The sequence below is a fragment of the Mucilaginibacter sp. P2_D11 genome (assembly GCF_056404435.1).
In genome coordinates this window covers 66,620-89,010 of record NZ_JBFUEA010000018.1, presented here as the reverse complement: position 1 = coordinate 89,010, position 22,391 = coordinate 66,620, and the positions used below count along the sequence as shown (strand labels likewise).

The window sequence follows — 22,391 nt, the reverse complement described above, 5'->3', positions numbered from 1 at the left end:
ATGAATTACGCAGAATTACAGGTCACCTCTAATTTCAGCTTCCTGCGTGGCGGTTCGCACCCGAATGAACTGGCGGAACAGGCAGCAGCTTTGGGCTATACGGCTATCGCGGTTACCGACCGGAACTCATTGGCCGGGATCGTGCGGGCGCATATGGCCGCCAAAGCCGCAGGCATCCGTTATATCCCAGCTTGTCGTTTGGACTTAATGGATGGAACGAGTTTACTGGCTTACCCGACGGACCATACAGCTTATGCGCGTCTTTCAGCACTACTTACGCTCGGTAACCTACGCACCGAAAAAGGTAAATGCGAATTGTATAAAGCCGATGTGTATGCGCACGCCGAAGGCATCCTATTTGTATCGATACCACCGGACCGGCTGAACAGCCTTTTTGAATTTGATGCCGAATTTTTGCGTGACCTCACCGAATACCGTAAAAACTTTGGTAACTCTTTATATGTAGCCGCCTCGTTTAATTACCAGGGCCAGGATGCCAAGCGGCTTTTTCGGTTGGCCGAAACCGGTGTGCCTTTAGTCGCTACGGGCGATGTGCATTACCATATCCCCGAACGGCGGGAATTGCAGGACGTCCTGACCTGCGTCCGTGAAAAATGCACCATCCATACCGCCGGTTACCTGTTGCATCCCAATGCCGAAAGGCACCTAAAACCTTTGGACGAAATTGAACGCTTATTCAGTCGTTATCCGCAGGCCATTGAAAATGCGAATGCTATAGCCGATAGCTGCACCTTCTCGCTGGATATGCTCAAATACCTGGAACCGGAAGAAGTGCTGGTCGATGGTATGACCCGGCAGGAACGGCTGGAAAAACTGACCTGGACCGGAGCGAAAGCCGTCCTCGGCGATCCAGTCCCCGAGAAACACCGGAGGCAGATCGAATTTGAACTGGCCTTTATTAAACGGCGGAACCTCGCCTGGTACTTCCTGCGGGTGCACCGCAAAACCCAGAAAGCCGAAGAACTGGATATCCTGCACCAGGGCCGCGGCTCGGCGGCAAATTCTACCGTTTGTTTTTGTTTAGGCATCACGGCGGTTAACCCTGCTAAGTCCCGGATGTTGTTTTCCCGTTTTATGTCGGACGCACGCGATGAATGGCCGGATATCGATGTGGATTATGAACATGAACGCCGGAAAGAGATCATCCAGTTTATCTATAGCGATTATGGCCGTGACCGGGCTGCTATCGTAGCTACCGTGACGCAGGAACGGCACAAAGGTGCCATCCGCGACGTGGGCAAAGCAATGGACTTATCAGAAGATACCATCAAGCGTATCGGTGCCACTATTTGGGATTTTTACGAGGAAGGATTTGATGAAGAACGACTGCGCGGTCAGGGATTAAACCCCAAAGACCCGGTCATTCTTAAAGTATTGCAATTGACTTGCGAACTCATGGGCTTTCCCCGGCAACTCGGCCAGCACACCGGCGGGTTTGTGATCACCGAAGGTAAATTATCCGACTTCTGCCCGGTGCTGAATGCCCGGATGGAAGAACGGACACAAGTGGAATGGAACAAGGATGATTTGGAAGACCTGGGCATCCTGAAAATCGATGTGCTGGGTTTGGGGATGCTCACCATGATCCGCAAAGCTTTTGACCTGGTGCTGAAACACTATGGTATCAAACTGACCTTAGCCAATGTGCCACAGGATGATTCTTCAGTTTATGATATGATCTGCGCGGCGGACACCATCGGCGTGTTCCAGATCGAAAGCCGGGCACAGATGTCTATGTTGCCGCGACTAAAGCCCCGCTGTTTTTATGACCTGGTGATCGAAGTGGCCATCGTCAGACCGGGGCCGATACAAGGTGATATGGTGCATCCGTATTTAAGACGCCGGAACGGCGAGGAACCCGTGGTTTACCCATCCAAAGAACTGGAAGAAATATTGGGCCGTACTTTGGGCGTACCGCTGTTTCAGGAACAGGCGATGGAGATCGCCATTGTGGCAGCGGGATTTACCCCAGCCGAAGCTGACCAGTTACGCCGGAGCATGGCTTCGTTCAAAGCTAACGGTAAACTGCATATGTATGAAAAGAAAATGGTCGATGGTATGATGGCGCGGGGGTACGAGGAAGATTTTTCAAGACGGGTCTTTAAGCAATTACAGGGTTTTGAGGGTTATGGCTTTCCCGAAAGCCATGCAGCCTCATTTGCGTTACTCGTTTATATCTCTTCCTGGCTCAAACATCATTACCCCGATGTGTTCTGCGCGGCCCTGCTTAATAGCCAGCCAATGGGTTTTTACCAGCCCGCCCAAATCGTGCAGGACGCCAAAAATCACCAGGTGCGGGTCTTGCCCGTGGACGTCAACTATTCGGAATGGGATAATACGATGGAAAGCAAGGACGGTAAATATTTCGCCGTGCGTTTAGGTTTCCGGCAGATCAAAGGTTTGCGGGAAGATGATATGATGGTACTGGTAACGATGCGGGAAAACGGTTACCGGCATACCGACCAATTGCGTGCCGCCGGTGTGCCCGAGGCAGCGCTGGAAAGGTTAGCCCACGCCGATGCCTTTCGTTCCTTAGGCGCCGACCGCCGGACGGCGCTATGGGAAGTTTCGGCCTTAGCCGACCGGCCCATCGGCCTTTTTGACGGTCAAGTTTCCGAAACGGAATTGGAAGATACGGTGCCCTTACCGCTGATGAGCTGGGGTGAACATGTCGTGCAGGATTATGTTTCGACCGGTCTTTCCTTAAAAGACCACCCGGTAGGCTTGTTAAGAGCGCAGCTTAGCCGTTTGCGTAATGTCAGAGTCAGCGACCTGGCCAATTGTAAAGATGGCGATGTTGTACGGCTCGCCGGGCTTATCACGGTGCGCCAACGCCCCGGCACCGCTAAAGGCGTGCTCTTTATGACCCTGGAAGATGAAACCGGCTCGGCCAACCTCATAGTCTGGCAAGCCTTATTTGATAAATACCGCAAGGAGATCGTGCAATCGAAATTGCTCATGGTAGCCGGTAAATTACAAATAGCCAACGGCGTTACCCACCTCGTCGTATATCAATGCTTCAATCTGACTGCGCTATTGCGCTGCCTAACCGAAACCGAACTGCCGCAAACCCTGGCGCGCGGTGATGAAACCACCCAACCCGTTAATTATGACGGGCGCTCGACACCGCCGGTCGAGGGCGCTTTTCATAAAGGGCGGAATTTTCATTAAATTAAACAGGGATTACGGGGATTATTTAGAGATGCGCCGTAAACAATAGAGCTAGTCGGAAAATCAAAGCCGTAGGTCATTATTAATAAAAGACAGCATTTTCGGCTTCAATCGCGACCAGCTAATCAGGCTGTTCTTTAAAACAGCTGATGATGTATGGAATTTAATAGGTTTATTTGACCTAATAAAGGACATTACTTATAGATAGTAAATTAATCGCCAGTAACTTATCTTTGGCCTTATTTTCTCAAACACAGGACTTAATCGCACCTTTTACTTTCCCACTTATGAGTTTTGCTATTTTAAAGGAATTTATTGCTGAAAACGAGCTTAATCTTCCTATTTGGCGCTATATCAGTCTTGACAAATTTGAACGCATCTTGAAAGACAGCGCCCTATACTTTGCTACAGCCGAGCAATTTTCTACAAATGATCTATTTGAAGGTGCTATTACCGAAAAGGAATATTTGAAACGAAGGGCAAATATTGAACGGTTTGAAAAGGATCCCGCATTAATTAATCACCAATTACGGGACCTGGAAAATGCGTTTATTCCCTTACAGAAATATGCTAAAATAAGCTGCTGACATTTCAATTCCATTGAAAATATGGCGATGTGGTTTAATTACCAGAGCAACCAAAAAGGCATAGCCATTCAATCAACTGTTAACGACCTGCTTGCTTCAATAGATCCCTATAAAATTGAGTCAGATTACGAAGCCGAAACCATTAATGTGGCTAAAGTAAAATATATTGACTATGAAAGTCAGGAAATGGATACTCGTTATGGATTTCTAACACCATTCCTCTATAAGCGAAAAAATTATGCTTACGAAAATGAAGTGAGGTTTATCATTAGTTTACGCATAGCGGCAGAGTTTGGCGTAAAAATCCCTGAATCTGGCATTGCCGTTGCTTTTGATTACAATAAGGGCATTAAACAATTGGTTCTTTCACCATATGCTGACAGCGCTTATAAAAATGATTTACAAGCTATTTTAGAAAAATATCAGATAAATTTTAAAATCGTCGAATCTTCAATGGTAAAACTGCCCAAATATTAAGTGATTCACATCCCATATTCGATTCATAATGATAAGAACCCTTGCTGCCCTTATTGAGAAGTTCGTCGAAGTCGAAAAAGAGGTGCTTTCGACCTATCTATTTGTCGACCATCCGACGATGATCGGTGACATGTATGAAGAACTTACGAAAGAAGTTTTTGAGAAAATTTTAATTCCTGACCTTGATCTGAGGGTTGTATCCGGCAAAATACGGTTGCCGGACAACACGTTAAGCAGCCAAACTGATTGTATGTTGGTTATCGGCGAAGGAGAGCGGCTACCCCGGACGAGACACTATATCTATGATAAAGCAAATGTGATCGTTACTGTAGAAATCAAAAAGAACCTGTTTACTAATGAAATAGAAGACGCCATCGGTAAACTTAACTCGATCAAGCCTGATGAGCTTCCGGATGAGGAAATAGTCCAGCCATACCATGAGGAAATGATTTATGAGGCGTTTTGCTCAACGCTTTACGGCGTCACCAGAAAAAGTGATTTAAATGAATATACGCCTACGCAGCGGTACGCCTATTATAACATTATGATCGACGCTTTTAATCCGTTGCAAATCGTTTTCGCTTATGATGGACTCAAAACAGAGGATAGCCTCAGATTATCTATTAACAAACTGGTCGACAAAAGTATAGGTAAATCGGGATTCCAGCCGTGCAATTTCCCGGATATGGTCATTTGCGGGAAAAATTCATTGTTGAAATGTAATGGTATGCCATTTGGCAATCCGATAATGATTGATGATACCTGGCCTTTTTATGCCTCAAATAATAGCAACCCGGTTTCTGCCCTGATAGATATGATCTGGTACCGGCTAATGAAACGATTTAATTTAGGCTACGGAGTTTTTAATGACCGCCTTGTGGAAGAAGGTATGCATATTCTGCTAGGCGCGAGATTTGTAAAAACAGATACCATGCAAGGATGGCAAATGATCGATTTTCCCAGTGCTTTTTCTGCAAGGGATTTTTATGCTAATCCCAATGATCCGGTAGAATTAAATGAAATGGAATATGAAATAGTTAAAAGACTATTGACGGAAAAATCGATTCATAGCTTTCAAATTGATGGCTTAAATGATTATTTACGAGCTAATAATATTATCCTGAGTGCTTTTATACAGCAACTACGTCATAAGGGAATCATTGAAATGAAAAACGGCTTCATTTATTTGACCAATGTAGAGCATATATTTATAAAATATAAAGACGGGAAATATTACGCTATGGAAAAAGGTCAAGCCTACGACTATAGATGGTTTTTGGATGTAGAATCTTAGTGATTAATATTATGCTCAACTAAAATCGACACAAAAGTCTTAACATCTTGTTTAATTCTTTGATAGTTCATCGCTATTTCCGCTTGGCTGATTACGCGCGTGGGAGGAATGTTCTGGTAAATTTGCTCTTCTAACTTTATCGCCTCATGGTTGTTTTGTATCTCAGAATGAAAAGATTTGAAGTCGATCTTATTCGCAGGATCGTCGGCGACCATGCCAACGAACTCGCCCGATGATAGCCCGGCTATTTTTGAAGCGGGTGCGGCGTAATCTAACTGGGTGGATTTGCTGACGGAGGTGTCGCTGCTGTTGACAGACACACTCTCTTTGACCTGGTTGATCTTACCAAAGCGTTCAGATAATTGTTTGGCGGTATCGCCCGTAACTTGCCCGCAAACAATATTGCCTACAAAATTCATGATCACTTCGGCCTGCTCACGGCCATAGTCTTTTTTTAATTGACTGTAATCTTGTACCGCTAAAGTCACCGCTACTTTATTGGAACGTGCCGTAGCGATGAGGTTGTCGATGCCGTTAAAGTAAATGGTAGGGAACTCATCAAAAATAAGGCTGCATTTTTGTTGGTTTTTCCGGTTAACCAATTTATTAATGCGGTTCACATAAAGGGATATTACGATCCGCATGTAAATAGCTGATAGTCAATTTTTTCCACGGTTTTCCCTTAAAATAAAGTGAATTCCGAATGTGTTGCTTGTCCTCATCTTTTCCAGATTTTAGATTAATTAAAAAAATATTTTGAACTGTTATGGCCAAAACCGTTCACCGGAAAGAAAAAAAAGTGATCTGAATGCGTCTTTTTTAGTCTATATTTTATTGATATAATTAACTGTACATCAATTCGTTAGATAATTCATGGCGAACAAATCTAAAAAATGAAGTTTGTTCACCTTTTTGTTCGCATAAAGCATGGAATAGTGTGTACTGAAAAGGATTTGAATAAAACAAAAAACCCTGTAAATGAGACATTTACAGGGTTTTAATACTGGTTGGTATCGCTTTTTGTCGGGATGGCAGGATTCGAACCTTTTCCTATAAATATCTGATATTTAATCACTTATAAAACGTTTCTCAAACGAGGTATGCGGTTTGGTATACGCCACTCAATGAGTATATACAAATATACGTAAAATACTTGAAATCAACACATTGAACTGATTTGTATAAACAATCAATTAATTGGTGAAAAGCATTGAAAATCGGTTGATATATATTTATGGTTTCCAACCTCAAAACCACCTATTTACCCTTCTTTAGAACCGTTTCTTTGCCGGTCAGTAATTAGATTTATATGGCAGCGGAAATCATAACAAAAGAAGATTTAGAAATATTTGGAAATAAGTTATTACAAGAAATTAAGGCCCTACTGGGGCGTCCTATTGATGAGCCAACGAGATGGTTAAAAAGCTACCAAGTTAAAAATATGCTCAAAATCTCTCCAAACACACTCCATAAATTGCGTTTGGACGGAACATTGAAACCGACAAAAATTGGTGGTATTTTATATTATAGCCAGCAGGAAATTATTGATGTCTTGAACGGAAAGACCAAGATAGGATAAACCCGCTCAGCGTCTCGGTGGCATCTGCCCGCCCCTGACGTTGTCCCAGCCATACAGGCTAATATAGTGCATGACCAACTCGTTTTTTAATATCGATGCAGTCCCCTCACCAGGCTTTAATGTCACCAGTTCAACAACTTTCAGCACGGGGTTATCGCGTGTCCAGTCGATGCTATTCCCGTTAAAGTGTTCACCCAAGCACTTTCCCAGGCGTTTAGAACTGCCAATATAAAACCGGCCGTTCATCAATTCCAGCACATAGACATGCCAAGCATCGCTTTTGCCGAACAGGTAACAGCAATCCGGCACATAGTACCTGATTTTATTTTGCTCGAAATCATAAATATATTCCAGTTTACCCCTGAGCTGGTAAGCTTCTACGATCGTAAAATCGCCACCCCGGACATTTTCCCAGCCGAAACGCTCCATATTCTGCAGCGTCAACCAATTTTCGCGGAGCATTGCCTCAGCAAGGCTTTCTACCGAAATTTCGCGTATCATCAATATGCGTAACGGTTTATGCAAACGCGTCCATTGAGAACCCTTTTTTCCCAAGTGTTCGCTGAATCTGAAATGCGGGTCGTCTGACTGCCCAACATAATATTTGCCGCCAGCCAGTTCTAGTAGATATAGTTTCAGACAAATTGCCATTGTTGATTGCAAACTTCAATCAAGGTAATAACTATTTCAGCTGGCAGTGGTAGATAAAGATTTTAATGATGTTGCTATCAAAAGCGATGCTTCTGCCCGAAGCCTATCATCTCCTTTTTCCATAGTCGATAACAGATTTTGCTTCCTGCGTAAGTATTTACTCAAACCCTCCACGTCGTAGGCCCTCATCCACTGAATATTATATATCAGATCCGCGTATTTTACGGTCTGCGCGTCCGCGCTAATGGTTGCCAGGCGATTCATCTCCAACTTTTTCCGTTCTTTTTTCTTTAGATACGGGTAAGTTTCCTTGGTGTAAACATCCGTCAGTTCCACCACGCAACCAGTAATGTGTGCAGCCGATTCTTCCCGGTAACCGAAGCCTAATAGAGCTTCATATAGTTGGTCCGCCGTTACCCGCGTTTTCTCCAACAGATCATGGCACAATCCAATTTCATATGATAAACGATTAAAAACACCAGCTTCTTCGGCAACAAACACCAAGTGGTTAAAATATAGCTCATTAGTTCTGCGGATGATCTGATCCCGGTGTTGCTTCTTGATCCATTGCTTTAACTGCTTCCTCATTTCCGCGCTGAATGTTCAAAAACGGTGCCGTTTTATTAAATTTGCCGCATGCAACAAATCGGTTTCGGCGGTTCCTGCCACTGGTGCACGGAAGCCATTTTCCGGTCGCTCAAAGGCGTCTACAAGGTCGAGCAAGGGTGGATCAGCTCCTATGGCGAAAACAGCGTACCGTCTGAAGCCGTCATTGTGCATTTTAATCCCGCAGGAATTAACTTGGAAATGCTGATCGACGTCCACTTGCATACCCATAGCTGCACATCCGTACATACTATGCGCGGCAAATACCGCTCGGCAGTTTATACCTTCGACGACGAACAACTACAATTTGCGAAACAGGCGATAAAAGATCTACAGGCTGATTTCAACGAGCCGATTATCACCGAAGTGCTTCCCTTTCAAATCTTTAGGCTCAATGACGAAAACTATCTCGACTATTATTACAAAGACCCAGCAAAGCTTTTTTGCCAGAATATCGTGAGCCCGAAGTTAAAAATACTGCTTAGCAAGTTCGCATGCCAGCTCGCGCCGGAAAAGGAAACCCACATCAAATCACTCTGACTTCCCAAACTTAAACCCAACCGTTTTCGGCGCTTCATTCTCCACCGCCAAGCCCTGGATAAAAAGCTGGTCGTCTATGATTTTATAACTCAATGACGCCTCATCGACCTTGTAATTCTCCGCTTCAAAGGTTTCTTTCAACGGCGCGAGGATGGCTTTGCGGTCAAAACTTTCGCTTAATTTTAATTGCTCATCACGAGGTTCGAGCCTAATGCCCTCCACCTTAAAAGAAAATATTTTTGAATTCATCCTATCTATATTTAAAGGCCCTTTAGCAAATAGCCAATAACCAACCCAATCACAATTGCAACTACCACCAAGTTCACCGCAGGTTTCTTTTCCAGCGTATCGATCTGCGTCCTTTAAGCCGTAACTTGCTCGTTTAACTGAGCCACCCGTTTTGAAATGTCTTTATCCGTTTCCTTGCCTGTTAAGTTAAATCGTCTTCATCGCCCGACCCGCAAACCAGCCTATCAGCAGCGCAGCCAATATCAACGCCCACCAGAGATAACGCATCCGCTGCAACCGGGCAATCTTTTTTTGATGAACCAGCTTTTCGTCCTGGAGCTTCAATACCTGCTGCTGCAATTTGGATCGCACACTGTTAACTGGCACTGGTTTCTCCAGTTCCAGTCGGTAACGGCGCAGAAAACCTCCCGCCTTGAGGAACTTCTCCCCGTTTGGCTTCAGGACAAGCATTTCAGGCAGGTCGTAATCACCGTGATTCCCGACCTCTGCGACCAGTTCCTCCCGTACCAACACTTGGACCATGGCAAAAGCGGAAGCCTCGTCCTCATCAAATAAAGTCATCAGTTGCTTCCTGCTCAGGCTGTCGGGTATCCCGAAAGCTTCGAGCATCGCGTCGAGCATTTCACATTCATATTCGTTAAGGTCGGTCACAGGGTAAAAGTAGGAATGTTCTTTTAATCAAATCAAGAATAATTAACTACATTTAGCATTATAACCCTTGTCACAATGAATAAATACCTTATCCTCCTGTTACTTGCTGCCGGCATGCTGGTCAGCGCCCATGATATCAAACCCGTAATTACTCCTCGACGCAGCGTCGCGACATGCGTCGGCGATAACCCATGTAAAGCCTGCAAAAATTGCAAATACTGTAAACGCTGTGCTAAAGAGGGTAAAACCTGCGGCGTGTGTAAGTAATCTTTTTTACCATTTTATCGTCTCCTAAATCGTACTTCATGGTAATTGCTTTACTTAGGCGCTCATTTTGGAGCACTGTTTTTTTTCTCGGGTGCAGTTTGGCCTCAAACGCTGAAGAACCTTTACTTTTTCGTCACGTACTCGCAACAGCCAATAGCTTACAGGTTTATTTTCCGGGTTTTAGATTTGCCGGTGCAATTACTACTTCGACGGGCGGCACAACGATCTGCCAGGGGAATTCTCTGGTTCTTAGGGCGAATCCCTCACCGCCAGTTGGCTCTACTTATCAATGGACAAAGGATAACGTTGCGATAGCTGCACCGGCAGGTACTGCATCAACGTTGACCGTAAATACCACGGGGAGTTATGGCCTTACGGTGACTACTGCGAACGTACCGGAAATTTATCCGGCCATAGGGATAACAGTACTGGCTGTCCCGGTAACTGGCTTTACCCATTCAGCCGACAACCAGTGCGCGAGTAGCCCTATGTCGTTCTCGAATACCTCCACCGGGACTGGGCTCACCTATAAATGGGATTTTGGGGACCCGAATTCCGGCACAGGTAATAACACGTCTACTGTTCAAAACCCAAGCCATAAGTTTGTAGGGAATGCGGGAAATGGCTCACAGACATACCGCGTAACACTAACGGTTACGAACAATTCGGGCTGTACTGCGTTAACCAGCCAGAATGTAACGACTTTACAACGCCCAAGTACCGAATTGGCAGGAAACAATCTGGGGGACTATAATGGATTAAGGTATTTTAAAGAGTGCGCCAGTGTCAGGTCAACGTTAACCTTCGCCGATTTCAGCACTACTTCCAACAGCCATTACACCATTAAATGGGGTGATGGCAGCGCAAATTTTGATAGCAATGCTTTCCCAGCTGAAATCACTCATGCCTTCGACGTAGGCGATTACACTTTAACTTATACCGTTACCGGGGTAAATGGCTGTACTGACACAGAAGTTTACCATGTGTTTGTTGGCGGCACACCTGCAATAACATTTGGCACCACCGGGAATAACTCTATTTGCACCGGAAGCACACTTACCTTCCAGGTAGGGCATGGCGACAACCCGCCAGGTACTACCTACACAGTGACTTATAGCGATGGTTTTTCGAAAATATACAATACACCGCCGGATACTGTCTCGCACACGTTTCTTAGTAGCTCAAAAGGCGAAACCCAAACTGCGGGGCCAACAGTTTACAACAATGCATTTGCCGCATTTATAAAAGCTTCAAATCCATGCGGCACTACTTCTGCCTCGGTTGTGCCCATTTATGTTTCTGCCAAGCCAAACGCTAAAATCACTACTTCCCCGGCTGATTCCGTTTGCGTGGGTACTACGCAAACTTTCACAAATGCCAATCCAGACGACTACTATATCCAACCAGATGGCACAAGCTTTCCCAACAAATTTACCTGGCAAATCCTCCAGTCATCAGGATACGCGTTTTCCGGCGACCTGGGAAAAAACCCGAACAACCCTAACTTTTCTTTAAGAAAATCGGGGAGCGAATCAATCAGCCTAACTTACACCACTGCCGGCAGCTATACGGTCAAGTTAAAATCTGCCAACCCAAATTGCGGCCAGGATTCTATCCTCAAAACAGTTTGTGTTAATCCGATCCCGACAGCATCGTTCAATGTGGATAATGCAACAGGCTGTATGCCTTTAGCAGTAAAAACTACCAACACATCGGCATTACCCATCTGTGGTAATAACAAATATTTGTGGACGGTAACTTATGTAGATTGTTCAGGCAATTCTTCAACTTATAACGGGTTTGCCAACGGCACCAACAAAAACTCCGTTAACCCAGAGCTACAGCTTACCAATGCCGGTAGCTACATAATAAAATTAACAACGATTGCGCCTGGTGGTAGGTGTACCGAAACGATAAACAAGACCATTATTGTAAAAAGCAAGCCCTCCGTAACCATTACGTCAGGTTCAAGCATTTGCCAGGGCAACAGCTATACGCCAGCTGCTGTTGTTAGCGGTTGTAACTCCGGCACACCAACCTATGTATGGACAATGACGGGTGCTGCTCCATCAACGTCGACTGCAGCCAACCCTGGCCCGATAACCTTTGCAGCAGCTGGCATTTATACCATAAAACTCGACGTAACCAACGATTGCGGAACAACGACACAAACCAAAACAGTAACCGTAAACGAAACCCCAACAGTGACCACTCCGGCTGACCAGCAAATTTGCGCGAGTGCTTTCAGTGGGCCGCTTAATTTCACCAGCTCGGCAGGTACCACTTTTAAATGGACTAACAGTTCAACTGCCATCGGGCTTGCCGCTTCTGGTAACGGGAATATAGGGAGTTTTAAAGCTATCAATAGCACCTTAACCCCTATAGTGGCTAACATAATCGTTACGCCGACAAATGGCAGTTGCCCCGGTCAGCCCGCCACTTTTAAGATTACGGTTTATCCGATACCTGCTCCCCCGGTTGCCGATGCCGTAATTAACTACTGCATTAACGATATACCGACCAAACTTACAGCAAACGCATCTGCCGGGAATACACTCACCTGGTACAACAACGCTGCATTAACCGGCGGCAGCACTACAGCGCCCACGCCGGCAACGACCGCAGCAAGCGCCACAAAATATTACGTCACCCAAAGTAATGGCGGCAACTGTGCAAGCCCTGCTACGATTATAACAATAAATGTAAACCCTGCCATCGAAAATAATACGATTGGAAGCGACCAGGCCCTTTGCGCTAATACAGCAGCAACCGCGTTAAAATCCATTTCGGTATTGAGCGGCGGCAGCGGTACTTATACTTACCAATGGCAATCGTCAGCAGACGGGGCCAGCTGGTCTGATATCACCGGAGCAACCGCTGTCGGTTACAGCCCCGGAAATATGACGACTACGACGCAATACCGCAGGTTGGTAACCAGCGGCTCATGCAGCAGCACTTCCAACTCTGTTAAGATAACGGTCCAGGGTTCTTTAAGTAATTTCAATATCAGTGCCAATCAAACAATCTGTCCGGGAGATGTTCCGCAGTTTTTAAAGGGACAACAGCCATCCGGTGCTAGCGGCAGCTTCACCTACCAGTGGGAAAGTTCTGTCGATAATAATACGTTTTCACCAATAAACGGTGCTGTCGGGATAGACTACCAGCCCGCATCCTTGCAGGTAACAAACTATTATCGCAGGACCACTTTCGGTGGTACCTGTAATGCATCGTCCAACACCGTAACGGTTACGGTAAACCCCAAACCGGTTGTGAACCCGATAAGCGATAAGCTCTATTGCAATGCCTCCCCATCGGCGATCATTGCATTTGGCCCCACGCTAAATACGACCTTTACCTGGGCAAACGATAATACCGCCATCGGGCTGGCCGCAACGGGTTCAGGTAATTTGCCGTCTTTTACCACAAATAACGCTACGAAAGCCCCTGTCACAGCGACAATCACCGTTACCCCAACATATACATCCGGCGGTGCTAGCTGCACCGGCACACCGATGTCTTTTAAAATAACTATTTTGCCGACGATCTCGGTCAATGCCGTCAGCGACCAACTGGTTTGCGCCGGGAGCACCAACCCGGCTACGGCTTTGGTAAATGACGCAGCAGCCTTCCCAGGCGGCACCGTTGTTTACAGTTGGGTAAGCTCCTCGTCGGTCGGATTGAATAATGGGACAGGCAGCCAGGTCCCTTCTTTTTCCGCGGTAAATTCAGGAAATTCGGACCTTAACAGCACAGTTACTTTAACCCCGGAATATACTTACCAGGGACAGAGCTGCAGCGGCGTACCCATCTCTTATAAAGTGACCGTTTACGCCAAACCCACCACAGCACTTGCCGGCAGCAACGATAAGACCTGCAATACGACCTATACGCTACAGGGAAACGTGCCTGTAACAGGAACCGGTACCTGGACGCAGACCGCCGGGCCTGCAAGCACCTTTTCAGCAGCAAACTCTGGGAATAATACTGTGAGCAATCTTACACAAGGCGCACGCTACCAGTTTAGCTGGACAATTGTCAACGGCAGCTGTAGCCCAAGCACCTCCCCTGTCACCATCGACGTCTTAAACGACATTGTCAATACGGTAAAGGCCGATGCGCCTTTCATTTGCCCGGGACAATCTGCGACGATCAGCACAGCCAGCTTATCCGGCGGCGATATCTTGAATACACTCCCGGCAACCTACACCTACGCCTGGGAAAGCTCGCCGGACGGTGCCGGTAACTGGGCAACGATTAGCGGGGCGACACAAGCCAGCCTAAACGTGGCGCCCTCTGCCACCACCTATTATCGCCGTAAAGTGAAAAGCTACGGGCTTTGTGAATTCGCAAGTAATACCATTGCCATCACCCTGAATTCGACGGCACCAGTGGCGAAAGCAGGAAGTAATCAAACCCTGTGTGCCCAAACACAAACCCGGCTGCAAGGCAATGATCCCGGCGCGGGGTTTGTCGGCACCTGGACAGGGAACGGGTTGACCTTCAGCCCGGATGCCCACGCATACAATGCAACAGTAAGCGGGCTACTGCCCGGCCAGTCCTATACCCTGACCTGGACGATTGCCAGCAGCAGCTGCGGTTTCTCCGCATCAACGGTTACCATCCATGATCTCTTGCCCCTAACCAACCAGTTGTCTCCTGGTACGACCACTGTATGTGTTGGCCAGCCGGCAACGCTTAGTGGCAGCTTACCTTCCGGTGCAAGCGGCAACTATACCTACGCCTGGGAAAGCAGTACTGATCAGAATACCTGGTCGGGTGTTAGCGGTCAAACCCAACAAAATTCAACCGTTTTGCCCAGCCAGTCGACCTATTACCGTCGGCTGGTATTCTCCGGCAACTGTAGCCTGGCCAGCGGCACCGTGCAAGTGATCGTGCTACCGGCTATCAGTAATAATGTGATCGATGCCAGTCAGCAGGTTTGTATTCTCAAGCCGGTGACCGCTTTGAACGGCAGCCTGCCTGCAGGGGGCGACGGAACTTACCAGTACCAATGGCAGCAAAGCGGCGATCAAAGCAATTGGACCAATATCGCTAATGCCACAGGCCAGGGTTACCAGCCCCCGCCCCTGTCATCGACGACCTACTATCGCCGCATTGTTACTTCCGCCATGTGCACAGGGAACCAACAAAACATAAGTGCAGTTGTTACCGTCACGGTTAACCCAAATGCAAAGGCTGAATTCAGCGCATCCGCATTGAAAGGATGTATCCCTTTCGACCTCTCCAAAGCTATCAAGGTTATCCCGCACGACGAATTGAATTCCCAGTACCAGTGGTATGCCAATGGCACCGCTATCGGTACGGGTTCGGCATTCCCAGGCTATACCATCCAAACAGACGGCAGCAACGTAACCATAGAATTAATAGCTACCAGCAAATTCGGTTGTGATGCCAGCAGCATATCCATGACCTTCACAACTACCAAAAGCGTTATCGCTTCTTTCACCAAAGATCAAACCAGAGCTTGCGGGCCGTTGTTGACCCGTTTTACCAATACCTCTGCCCCGATTGGTGGTGCAACCTACCACTGGGATTTCGGAGACGGCCAAACATCTTCCCTGGAACAGCCAGGACAGGTCGTCTTCCAACCAAATCCATCCGGAAGGGATACGACGTACAAGATCACGCTAACCGCATCAACTGCCTGCAGCAATACCACTTTTGTGGATTCTGTAACCGTACGTTCGCGCCCTAAGGCCATATTTACGCCGGACCAAACCATTGGTTGTTCACCATTTACCGTACATATCACTAACCAATCTACCGGCTTACCGAACCGCTACACCTTCAGCTTTGGCAACGGTGATAAAATCGTACAATCGGACAACCAGGCGATACAATATACTTACACGACACTGAAGACGGATACACTGATTATGAAGCTGGTTGCAGAAAATGAATGTGGTAAGGATTCATCCTTCTATAAGATCGTGGTTTACCCGAACAGCGTAAAGGCTAACCTCGTGGTGAACGGCGATAACAAGTTCGGTTGCGCGCCATTTGCCGTCAAGTTTGACAACAATTCTACAGGTGCCAATAACTTTAAATATGATTTTGGGGATGGTAATACTGCAACGACCACTGCGGCACCGGAATCGGTCTTTCATACATTTACCGTCCCAGGTACGTATGTGGTAAAGCTGACCGCGTCTAATGGCTGCTCCACGCAAAGCACAACGCAAACCATTGTTGTCCTGGCCCAGCCTAACGTGAGTTTCCATCCTGCCCAACTACAATATTGCGTAGGCAACGCCGCTGCGTTTGTCAACACGACGGTTAACGCTTCTTCTTTCGACTACAGCTGGGATTTCGGAGACGGTACAACCAGCAACGACTTCAATCCGACACACGTTTATGCCAAACTGGGCACCTATGCCGTTAAAGTAACTGCGGTCCAAAATGCAGCGAACGGCGCGACATGCGGCAGGACCGTGAGCGGCTCGATTACTATCCTGCCACTCCCGGTTGCGACGTTCAATAGCAACTCGGCTTCCCTGAATTGCGCTCCTTTCCGCCTAACCGTGAGCAGCACACCGGCCAACGCACCCAGCGTTTCCTGGTCTTTCGGTGATGCAGGAAGTAACGATAACACTGCCACAGGCTACGCGGCTTCGCATAACTTCGATAAGCCGGGATTGTATTTGGTGAAGCTTTTGGCTTATAATCAAAGCGGCTGCGTCGATTCAACAACGCAGGTGGTACGCGTAACCGAAACGCCTGCCGCACGGTTTACCGTTGCGGATTCTGTAATCTGCGGAAACACCGCCTCGGTCAAATTCGTCAACGGAAGCACCTACGGGGGCAATGACCTTGTCAATTATAAGTGGTATGTGAACGGTGCTTATATCTCGGCACAAAAAGACCTCAACTACAATTTTAATACGCCGGGAAATGTTGTATTACCTTATATCTTCCATGTCAGGCTGATTGCTTACAGCACGATTGGATGCCCGGATACGGTAGAGCATACCATGCAATTCAATCCGCTGCCCGTAGCGAAATTCACCGTGCCTGCATCGATCAGTTGTGCGCCGTTTTCCTTAAAGATCAATAACAGCTCACAATATGCAGACGGATTCAAATGGTACGTAAACAATACATTAGTTAGCACGGACAAAACGCCCCAAATTACGCTTCCGGAACCGAATAAGGCTTACCTGGTAAAACTGGTCACCAGCAATATTTATGGCTGCGGGACTGATAGTACCATCAGTACGTTCTCGACTTACCCAAGCCCTATTGCCGACTTCAGTCTTGCTGACTCCGTAAGCTGTAATGGAAAGTTGGATATTAAAGTCACGAATAACACGACCGGTGCAAGCAGCTATACCTGGAACTTTGGCGACGGCAGTCCTGAACAAAGCAGCCGCATTCCTGTGCATACTTATGGAATACCCGGCACCTATATCCTGCGGCTCGTCACTTTTAACGGTACCTGCCGGGATACGGCCATGCATCAGGTTAATATCGCCAATCCGCCAAAAGCAGCGTTTGTCGCCAATATACTCAAAGGCTGTACCAGTATAAGGCCTGTATTCCAGAACACATCGCTCAATGCAAGCGCTTATCTTTGGGATTTCGGGGACGGTACCTTCTCTGCCGAGAAAAACCCGGCACATAGTTATACCTATACCGGCTCGCCATACACCGTCAAACTCACCGTTTACGGCGAGTTCGGCTGCGAGGACAATAACGTGCTTGTCAATTACATTACGGTATCCGCTCCGCCTGTGGTCGACTTTGCCGCTGCACCGGATAGCGTCATCCAGATCCCGAACTATACTTTTTCCTTCAAAAACCAGACGACAGGAAGCGTTGTCAAATATGCTTGGGATTTCGGTGATGGTAAAACCTCGGCAGAAAAGGACCCGATCCATACCTACAAGGAGGCGGGCACCTACGCCGTGAAATTAACCGTAACGAATACCGACGGTTGTACCGCCTCGCGGACGCGCACCGTAAAAGTAGCGACAGTCGAACAATATCTATATGTACCGAATGCTTTTGAGCCCGGCAGTGCCAAATCAGAACTGCAAACTTTTACCGTACGGGCCGCTGGATTGGTCAGCTACTCCTTGCGCATCTTTAATAAATGGGGACAGTTGCTATTCGAAACAACAGCCCTCGATAGCAACGGTTCGCCGACGGTCGGTTGGACGGGTGACATGAAAGGGCAGCCTGCTCCATTAGGGGTTTACGTTTGGCAGATTAGCGGCCGCTTCCTTGATGGAACCGAATGGCACGGCATGAAATATAAGGCGGGTGATAAACCCTCCCAAACCGGAATTTTACACTTAATCAGGTAGGCTATGAAAATAAAGCTATTCATCTTTGCTGTCCTAACGATTTCCTTATGCCGACAGGCAGTTGCACAGGACCATATTTACTCGCAGTTTTATAATGCTCCAAACTACCTGAACCCGGCATTGAACGGGCAGTTCGAGGGAGACCTGCGCATGAATATGATTTACCGTAACCAGTGGTCGAGCCTGCCAGGCCCACTGAATTACTACACTTTTTCTGCTGATCTTAACCTGTCGCAGATCAATGGCGGTATCGGGGTAATGTTCACCAAATCCAGCGAAGGCGTCGCCTATCTGAACAAGATCAATTTCGCTGGTATCTACAGTTATAACGTAACTTTCAACAACAGTACACTATCCTTCGGATTGCAGGCAGGGTTCACTAACCGCCGTATTGATATGGACAAACTGGTTTTCCTCGACCAATTAAATTCAGGAGGTATCATTCCCGGAGGTGGCACAGGGGCATCTCTGGCAGAATTCAACAATAAGCTTTATTTTGACGGCGGTGCAGGCGTTAACCTGGTTACAGGGAATTTCATGGTTGGTTTGGCCGGCCAGCACCTGAACAAACCCAACGAAACGCTTACCGGCGCGACCTCGATCCTTCCCATGCGTTTCAACACTTATGCCAGCTATAAATTCGATATGGACAATGGCTATGATGAATATGTGCCCTCGTTGATCCCCTCGGTTGTGCTTTACCGCCAGGGGCGCGTCAATTCCTTTAGTGCGGGTGTCCAATACAAACGCCGGAATGTGAATGTTGGCGTATGGTACCGGGGCGACGGTCAGCAGAACGATGCCTTGGTTATCTCCCTGATTTTCGATATTTTCACCGGAAGCAGCAATGACAAAGTGCGTTTTGGTGCGAGCCATGATGCGACGACTTCCCGGTTGCCTTATACAAAAACTTCCGGGACAACAGAAGGCGCATTAAGTTACGAAACGACTTTCCCCGGGCACCGCGGAGACGGTCGCGTAACGGAGGGAAACAAAAAGTGTTATGACTTTTATTAGGTTACTGCTTTTTTTAAACGCATTCACGATGTTAAAAAAAGCCGGAATAGCGCTCGTGGTTTCTACGCTATTCAAAAGCAAACGTGAACCAGAAAAATTTAAAATCCCGAATTTTACTCGTTTAAATACACGCTACAAGCTTTTATTAATAAATATTAAGCGCCGTGCAAGTCAGTGATTCCTGGCTGATTTTAACTTTAGTTCCACGGTTACTGTTCGGGGCATTAAGAGTTTGCGTACTGTGAGGGGCAATTTGATTAAAATGCAACATTTCATCCTTATAGAGGCCGCCACTGGCCTTGATATAGCTTACTTTTACATTAACCATATCCACCAGGTAGTCGGAATTATTTGTGACCGTGATCCGCAAGTCGCTAATTCCGCCGAAAAGACGGTTAACCATGTATGTGCTACCTTCGACATTGACCTGGCTGTAAATATCAACACGGGCTATATTTTCGGTTTTATCTTTTTGCGCGGATTTAAACCATAAGAATCCGCCGACCAATAAGGCCAGTATAATGACGGTCGTTCTCCAGCTCATCGATGATGGTTTTTTTTGAGCTACCGCGGGTATTGAGTCGTTTGGAAAAGACGGCGCAATCATTGGCGGTTCATTCGGCACGAACTTAGCCGCCAGTAGTTTGCAACGCTCGGTGTTGATCATCGACGGCGAGCGCTCAAAATCTTCCACCAGTTCTTCTGGTAGACGAATGCGGCCATTCGAAAGCTTTACTGCAAAGTCAAAATCATTTGTATAGATGCTTTTGATATAACTTCCCAAAGTGGGCGCAAAAGGACGGAGCTGGTCAAGGATTGCAATAATGGCCTGCTCCTTTTGTTCGGATTGTGATGACATGTATTAGGTTTTCTAATGCAATATACAATTTTAGACCTAAAAACAAAGAATCTCTTGTAAAACCCTCAACGTAGATTAATTATAGGGACACGATTAGTCATAGGTTTACGCCCAAAGCTAAAACCTTAGGCACTTATAATTAATTATTCATTCGTGGTTTATTGTATGCTCCAAAATCAATTCGTCCAACGGATTATCCCTTCGGAGGATATGGATCATTTCCGTAGGTCCATTCGGTGCGAAACTTATTATTTTCGCCTTGCACCAGTACTTGCGCATCATGCCCGTCTGACCCTTTTTTATGCGCCGCTTCCACTGCGTCTTTAATTGCGGCAGCTTGCGTCTTATATGGCCCATAATGCGTACCATTAAACGATATCTTCCATTCCCGTCGTGTTTCACCACGAAATATTGTGCTCTTGCCATAATGGTATTGATTTTAATAATTTGTTTACTTTTTAACTCTTCCCCTTCTCCAGCCTCGCAATAGCCACCAATAAAGCATCTCCATATTTATAGATTTCATCCAAAGACTGGATCTCATACTTGACTTCTTTTTTCGCTTCATCCAAAATCACCAGGTAGTTCTTTGAACCACCTAAGTAAAGACGGCAGATCGTCTTGCGGTTGTTATCATCCAGCAAGATAGCGAAATAAGACTGCGCATCGCGGTAAGTGATTCGCTTGGCGTCGATATGTTGCCTCAGCAACGATTTCACGATGTAGAAGCTTTCGAGCTCTTCTTCAGTCGTTATGATCAGGGAGGCTGGCTCGCCGGGTACAGATTCTTCCAGTTTACCTGCCTCTGCAGCATCGATTTGTTTTTCCTGGTTCAAAGCCGATTTAAGGCGCTCATTGATCGCATCGCTGATCAGCAGGTTGAAAGAACGCTTGATAATCGGGCTGAACTGTTCTTTAACTTTTGCGGTAATCACTCCGGCGTAGATCTGCTTGGTAAAAAAGGTCACAAAGTTATCTGAAGGCGTGATCATTTCCTTATTTAGCAAAGTTTTTAACTCGTTGAGATACTTCAGCTCACTGGCCGTATTGGTGATGCTCTCGACGTCAAAATAAGATTTGTGAAATTTTTTCAGCTCTACCAGCTCCGTCTCTTTAATCTCCGTGATGTTGAATTCAAAGAACGGCGTACTGTCCATCTTGTTCTTTTCTTCCAGGTCCGTGTAGAAACGGTAAGTCAGCCCGTTGGTCAATAATCCGAATTTTGCTTTTGTCGTATGAAAGTACCGGAACAACTGAGAATTGTGCGGGTCCAGCTTTTCAAGGTGATGCTTGCATTCGATCAGTATGGTAGGCTCACCCTCTTTCATGATCGCGTAGTCGACCTTCTCCCCTTTCTTGATGCCGATATCGGCAATGAACTCCGGATTGACCTCGAATGGGTTGAATACATCGTAACCTAATACCTGGATAAAAGGCATAATGAGGGCATTTTTGGTCGCTTCCTCGGTTTTTAGCTGCGGAAGTAATTTTTCCACTCGTGCAGCAAGTTGTAATATCTGGTCTTTGAAGTCCATATTGATTTTTATTAGTAACCGTAAAGAGATTTTCGTTTAATGCTCGCGGTAACGTTATAGGAGGTAATTGCTGTATTTATTTCGGTACTCATCTCGGTTTTGCCGTGATAAACAAAACCGTCATATTTTCCATCATCCCCCAACAATCCCGTGAGTTCTACCGTTGGAATTTCTGTAGAATGCATGATAAAGCCGAATTCATCAACAAATTCGATGGTAAGTGTTCCTGTGTTATAACTATCCCGCAGGTCATTGATGCCTTCAACGCTTAAGGTATAGTATAAATAATTGCCCCGGTAAAGCGCTTTCAACGCTGTACTGGCACCGGGTTTGACAAAACTCAGGCTGCTGGTCCCTAAATCTTTTTGATTCGGCTTCGACACCTCGAATTTCTTGATCTCTTTGGCGGACAGGTCGCCGATTTCCCGCAGTTCGTTGTCGATGACCTTGTAAATCTTCCCTTCGTGAACAAATGTGTTTTCCCCGATCTGGGTATCGTGGTTGCAGGAACTTAAAGCAAGGCCAACGAGACAGATGATGTATAATAGTTTCATGACTGC

At 46.5% G+C, this 22,391-nt stretch carries 16 protein-coding genes and 1 pseudogene; 8 read left to right on the top strand and 9 right to left on the bottom strand.

The window, feature by feature from the left end; genetic code table 11:
• From AC1DXC_RS23520 to AC1DXC_RS23505, 4 genes are all read left to right on the top strand, one after another.
• Positions 1-3,192 carry an error-prone DNA polymerase gene (locus AC1DXC_RS23520; RefSeq protein ID WP_477461619.1) on the top strand — a complete coding sequence of 1,064 codons (3,192 nt, stop codon included), beginning with the start codon at positions 1-3 and terminating at the stop codon, positions 3,190-3,192.
• A gap of 287 nt (positions 3,193-3,479) precedes the next feature.
• Positions 3,480-3,779 (top strand): hypothetical protein, encoded by a 300-nt coding sequence (locus tag AC1DXC_RS23515; RefSeq protein ID WP_477461618.1) that lies wholly within the window; start codon positions 3,480-3,482, stop codon positions 3,777-3,779.
• 21 nt (positions 3,780-3,800) lie between these two features.
• Positions 3,801-4,256 (top strand): DUF2971 domain-containing protein, encoded by a 456-nt coding sequence (locus AC1DXC_RS23510; RefSeq protein ID WP_477461617.1) that lies wholly within the window; start codon positions 3,801-3,803, stop codon positions 4,254-4,256.
• A 28-nt stretch (positions 4,257-4,284) separates the two neighbouring features.
• Positions 4,285-5,550 carry a DUF6602 domain-containing protein gene (locus AC1DXC_RS23505; RefSeq protein WP_477461616.1) on the top strand — a complete coding sequence of 422 codons (1,266 nt, stop codon included), beginning with the start codon at positions 4,285-4,287 and terminating at the stop codon, positions 5,548-5,550.
• Here the strand turns inward: AC1DXC_RS23505 and AC1DXC_RS23500 are convergent.
• Positions 5,547-6,185 (bottom strand): annotated as a pseudogene (locus AC1DXC_RS23500) (type IV secretory system conjugative DNA transfer family protein); the annotation flags it as partial. The gene AC1DXC_RS23505 and the pseudogene AC1DXC_RS23500 sit on opposite strands and share 4 nt — an antisense overlap.
• A gap of 674 nt (positions 6,186-6,859) precedes the next feature.
• Here AC1DXC_RS23500 and AC1DXC_RS23495 point away from each other — a divergent pair.
• Positions 6,860-7,129, top strand: a complete 270-nt coding sequence (locus tag AC1DXC_RS23495; protein ID WP_477461615.1) for a helix-turn-helix domain-containing protein — start codon at positions 6,860-6,862, stop codon at positions 7,127-7,129.
• 6 nt (positions 7,130-7,135) lie between these two features.
• Here AC1DXC_RS23495 and AC1DXC_RS23490 read toward each other — a convergent pair whose 3' ends face one another.
• Positions 7,136-7,780 carry a GIY-YIG nuclease family protein gene (locus AC1DXC_RS23490; protein WP_477461614.1) on the bottom strand — a complete coding sequence of 215 codons (645 nt, stop codon included), beginning with the start codon at positions 7,778-7,780 and terminating at the stop codon, positions 7,136-7,138.
• A 36-nt stretch (positions 7,781-7,816) separates the two neighbouring features.
• Positions 7,817-8,368, bottom strand: a complete 552-nt coding sequence (locus AC1DXC_RS23485) for a hypothetical protein (protein WP_477461613.1) — start codon at positions 8,366-8,368, stop codon at positions 7,817-7,819.
• A 48-nt stretch (positions 8,369-8,416) separates the two neighbouring features.
• Between AC1DXC_RS23485 and AC1DXC_RS23480 the strand changes: the two genes are divergently transcribed.
• The gene (locus AC1DXC_RS23480) at positions 8,417-8,926 is read left to right on the top strand and encodes a peptide-methionine (S)-S-oxide reductase (RefSeq protein ID WP_477461612.1); all 510 of its coding nucleotides are present in this window, start codon (positions 8,417-8,419) and stop codon (positions 8,924-8,926) included.
• Here the strand turns inward: AC1DXC_RS23480 and AC1DXC_RS23475 are convergent.
• Together AC1DXC_RS23475 and AC1DXC_RS23470 are read right to left on the bottom strand one after the other, a co-directional pair.
• Positions 8,918-9,175: a hypothetical protein gene (locus tag AC1DXC_RS23475; protein WP_477461611.1), complete on the bottom strand. Its 258-nt coding sequence runs from the start codon at positions 9,173-9,175 to the stop codon at positions 8,918-8,920. The two genes, AC1DXC_RS23480 and AC1DXC_RS23475, sit on opposite strands and share 9 nt — an antisense overlap.
• Before the next feature lie 186 nt (positions 9,176-9,361).
• The gene (locus tag AC1DXC_RS23470) at positions 9,362-9,826 is read right to left on the bottom strand and encodes a hypothetical protein (protein WP_477461610.1); all 465 of its coding nucleotides are present in this window, start codon (positions 9,824-9,826) and stop codon (positions 9,362-9,364) included.
• 608 nt (positions 9,827-10,434) lie between these two features.
• On the opposite strand from AC1DXC_RS23470, the gene AC1DXC_RS23465 reads away from it, so the two are divergent.
• Both AC1DXC_RS23465 and AC1DXC_RS23460 read left to right on the top strand, forming a co-directional pair.
• Positions 10,435-18,420, top strand: a complete 7,986-nt coding sequence (locus AC1DXC_RS23465) for a PKD domain-containing protein (protein WP_477461609.1) — start codon at positions 10,435-10,437, stop codon at positions 18,418-18,420.
• Between the two features lie 3 nt (positions 18,421-18,423).
• Positions 18,424-19,437 (top strand): PorP/SprF family type IX secretion system membrane protein, encoded by a 1,014-nt coding sequence (locus AC1DXC_RS23460; RefSeq protein WP_477461608.1) that lies wholly within the window; start codon positions 18,424-18,426, stop codon positions 19,435-19,437.
• A gap of 145 nt (positions 19,438-19,582) precedes the next feature.
• Here AC1DXC_RS23460 and AC1DXC_RS23455 read toward each other — a convergent pair whose 3' ends face one another.
• The 4 genes from AC1DXC_RS23455 to AC1DXC_RS23440 form a co-directional block, all read right to left on the bottom strand.
• Positions 19,583-20,296, bottom strand: coding sequence for a hypothetical protein (locus AC1DXC_RS23455; RefSeq protein ID WP_477461607.1), 714 nt, complete (start codon positions 20,294-20,296; stop codon positions 19,583-19,585).
• Positions 20,297-20,489: 193 nt separating this feature from the next.
• The gene (locus AC1DXC_RS23450; protein ID WP_477461636.1) at positions 20,490-20,675 is read right to left on the bottom strand and encodes a DUF2188 domain-containing protein; all 186 of its coding nucleotides are present in this window, start codon (positions 20,673-20,675) and stop codon (positions 20,490-20,492) included.
• Between the two features lie 79 nt (positions 20,676-20,754).
• Entirely contained in the window at positions 20,755-21,831 is a 1,077-nt protein-coding gene (locus tag AC1DXC_RS23445) for a type I restriction endonuclease (protein ID WP_477461606.1), read from the bottom strand.
• Between the two features lie 11 nt (positions 21,832-21,842).
• Positions 21,843-22,385 carry a hypothetical protein gene (locus AC1DXC_RS23440; protein ID WP_477461605.1) on the bottom strand — a complete coding sequence of 181 codons (543 nt, stop codon included), beginning with the start codon at positions 22,383-22,385 and terminating at the stop codon, positions 21,843-21,845.
• Between the last annotated feature and the right edge of the window lie 6 nt (positions 22,386-22,391).

Coding starts and splice junctions, on each gene's coding strand:
- AC1DXC_RS23520 (WP_477461619.1), top strand. CDS start 1: ATGAATTACGCAGAATTACAGGTCACCTCTAATTTCAGCTTCCTGCGT.
- AC1DXC_RS23515 (WP_477461618.1), top strand. CDS start 3,480: ATGAGTTTTGCTATTTTAAAGGAATTTATTGCTGAAAACGAGCTTAAT.
- AC1DXC_RS23510 (WP_477461617.1), top strand. CDS start 3,801: ATGGCGATGTGGTTTAATTACCAGAGCAACCAAAAAGGCATAGCCATT.
- AC1DXC_RS23505 (WP_477461616.1), top strand. CDS start 4,285: ATGATAAGAACCCTTGCTGCCCTTATTGAGAAGTTCGTCGAAGTCGAA.
- AC1DXC_RS23495 (WP_477461615.1), top strand. CDS start 6,860: ATGGCAGCGGAAATCATAACAAAAGAAGATTTAGAAATATTTGGAAAT.
- AC1DXC_RS23490 (WP_477461614.1), bottom strand. CDS start 7,780: ATGGCAATTTGTCTGAAACTATATCTACTAGAACTGGCTGGCGGCAAA.
- AC1DXC_RS23485 (WP_477461613.1), bottom strand. CDS start 8,368: ATGAGGAAGCAGTTAAAGCAATGGATCAAGAAGCAACACCGGGATCAG.
- AC1DXC_RS23480 (WP_477461612.1), top strand. CDS start 8,417: ATGCAACAAATCGGTTTCGGCGGTTCCTGCCACTGGTGCACGGAAGCC.
- AC1DXC_RS23475 (WP_477461611.1), bottom strand. CDS start 9,175: ATGAATTCAAAAATATTTTCTTTTAAGGTGGAGGGCATTAGGCTCGAA.
- AC1DXC_RS23460 (WP_477461608.1), top strand. CDS start 18,424: ATGAAAATAAAGCTATTCATCTTTGCTGTCCTAACGATTTCCTTATGC.
- AC1DXC_RS23455 (WP_477461607.1), bottom strand. CDS start 20,296: ATGTCATCACAATCCGAACAAAAGGAGCAGGCCATTATTGCAATCCTT.
- AC1DXC_RS23445 (WP_477461606.1), bottom strand. CDS start 21,831: ATGGACTTCAAAGACCAGATATTACAACTTGCTGCACGAGTGGAAAAA.
- AC1DXC_RS23440 (WP_477461605.1), bottom strand. CDS start 22,385: ATGAAACTATTATACATCATCTGTCTCGTTGGCCTTGCTTTAAGTTCC.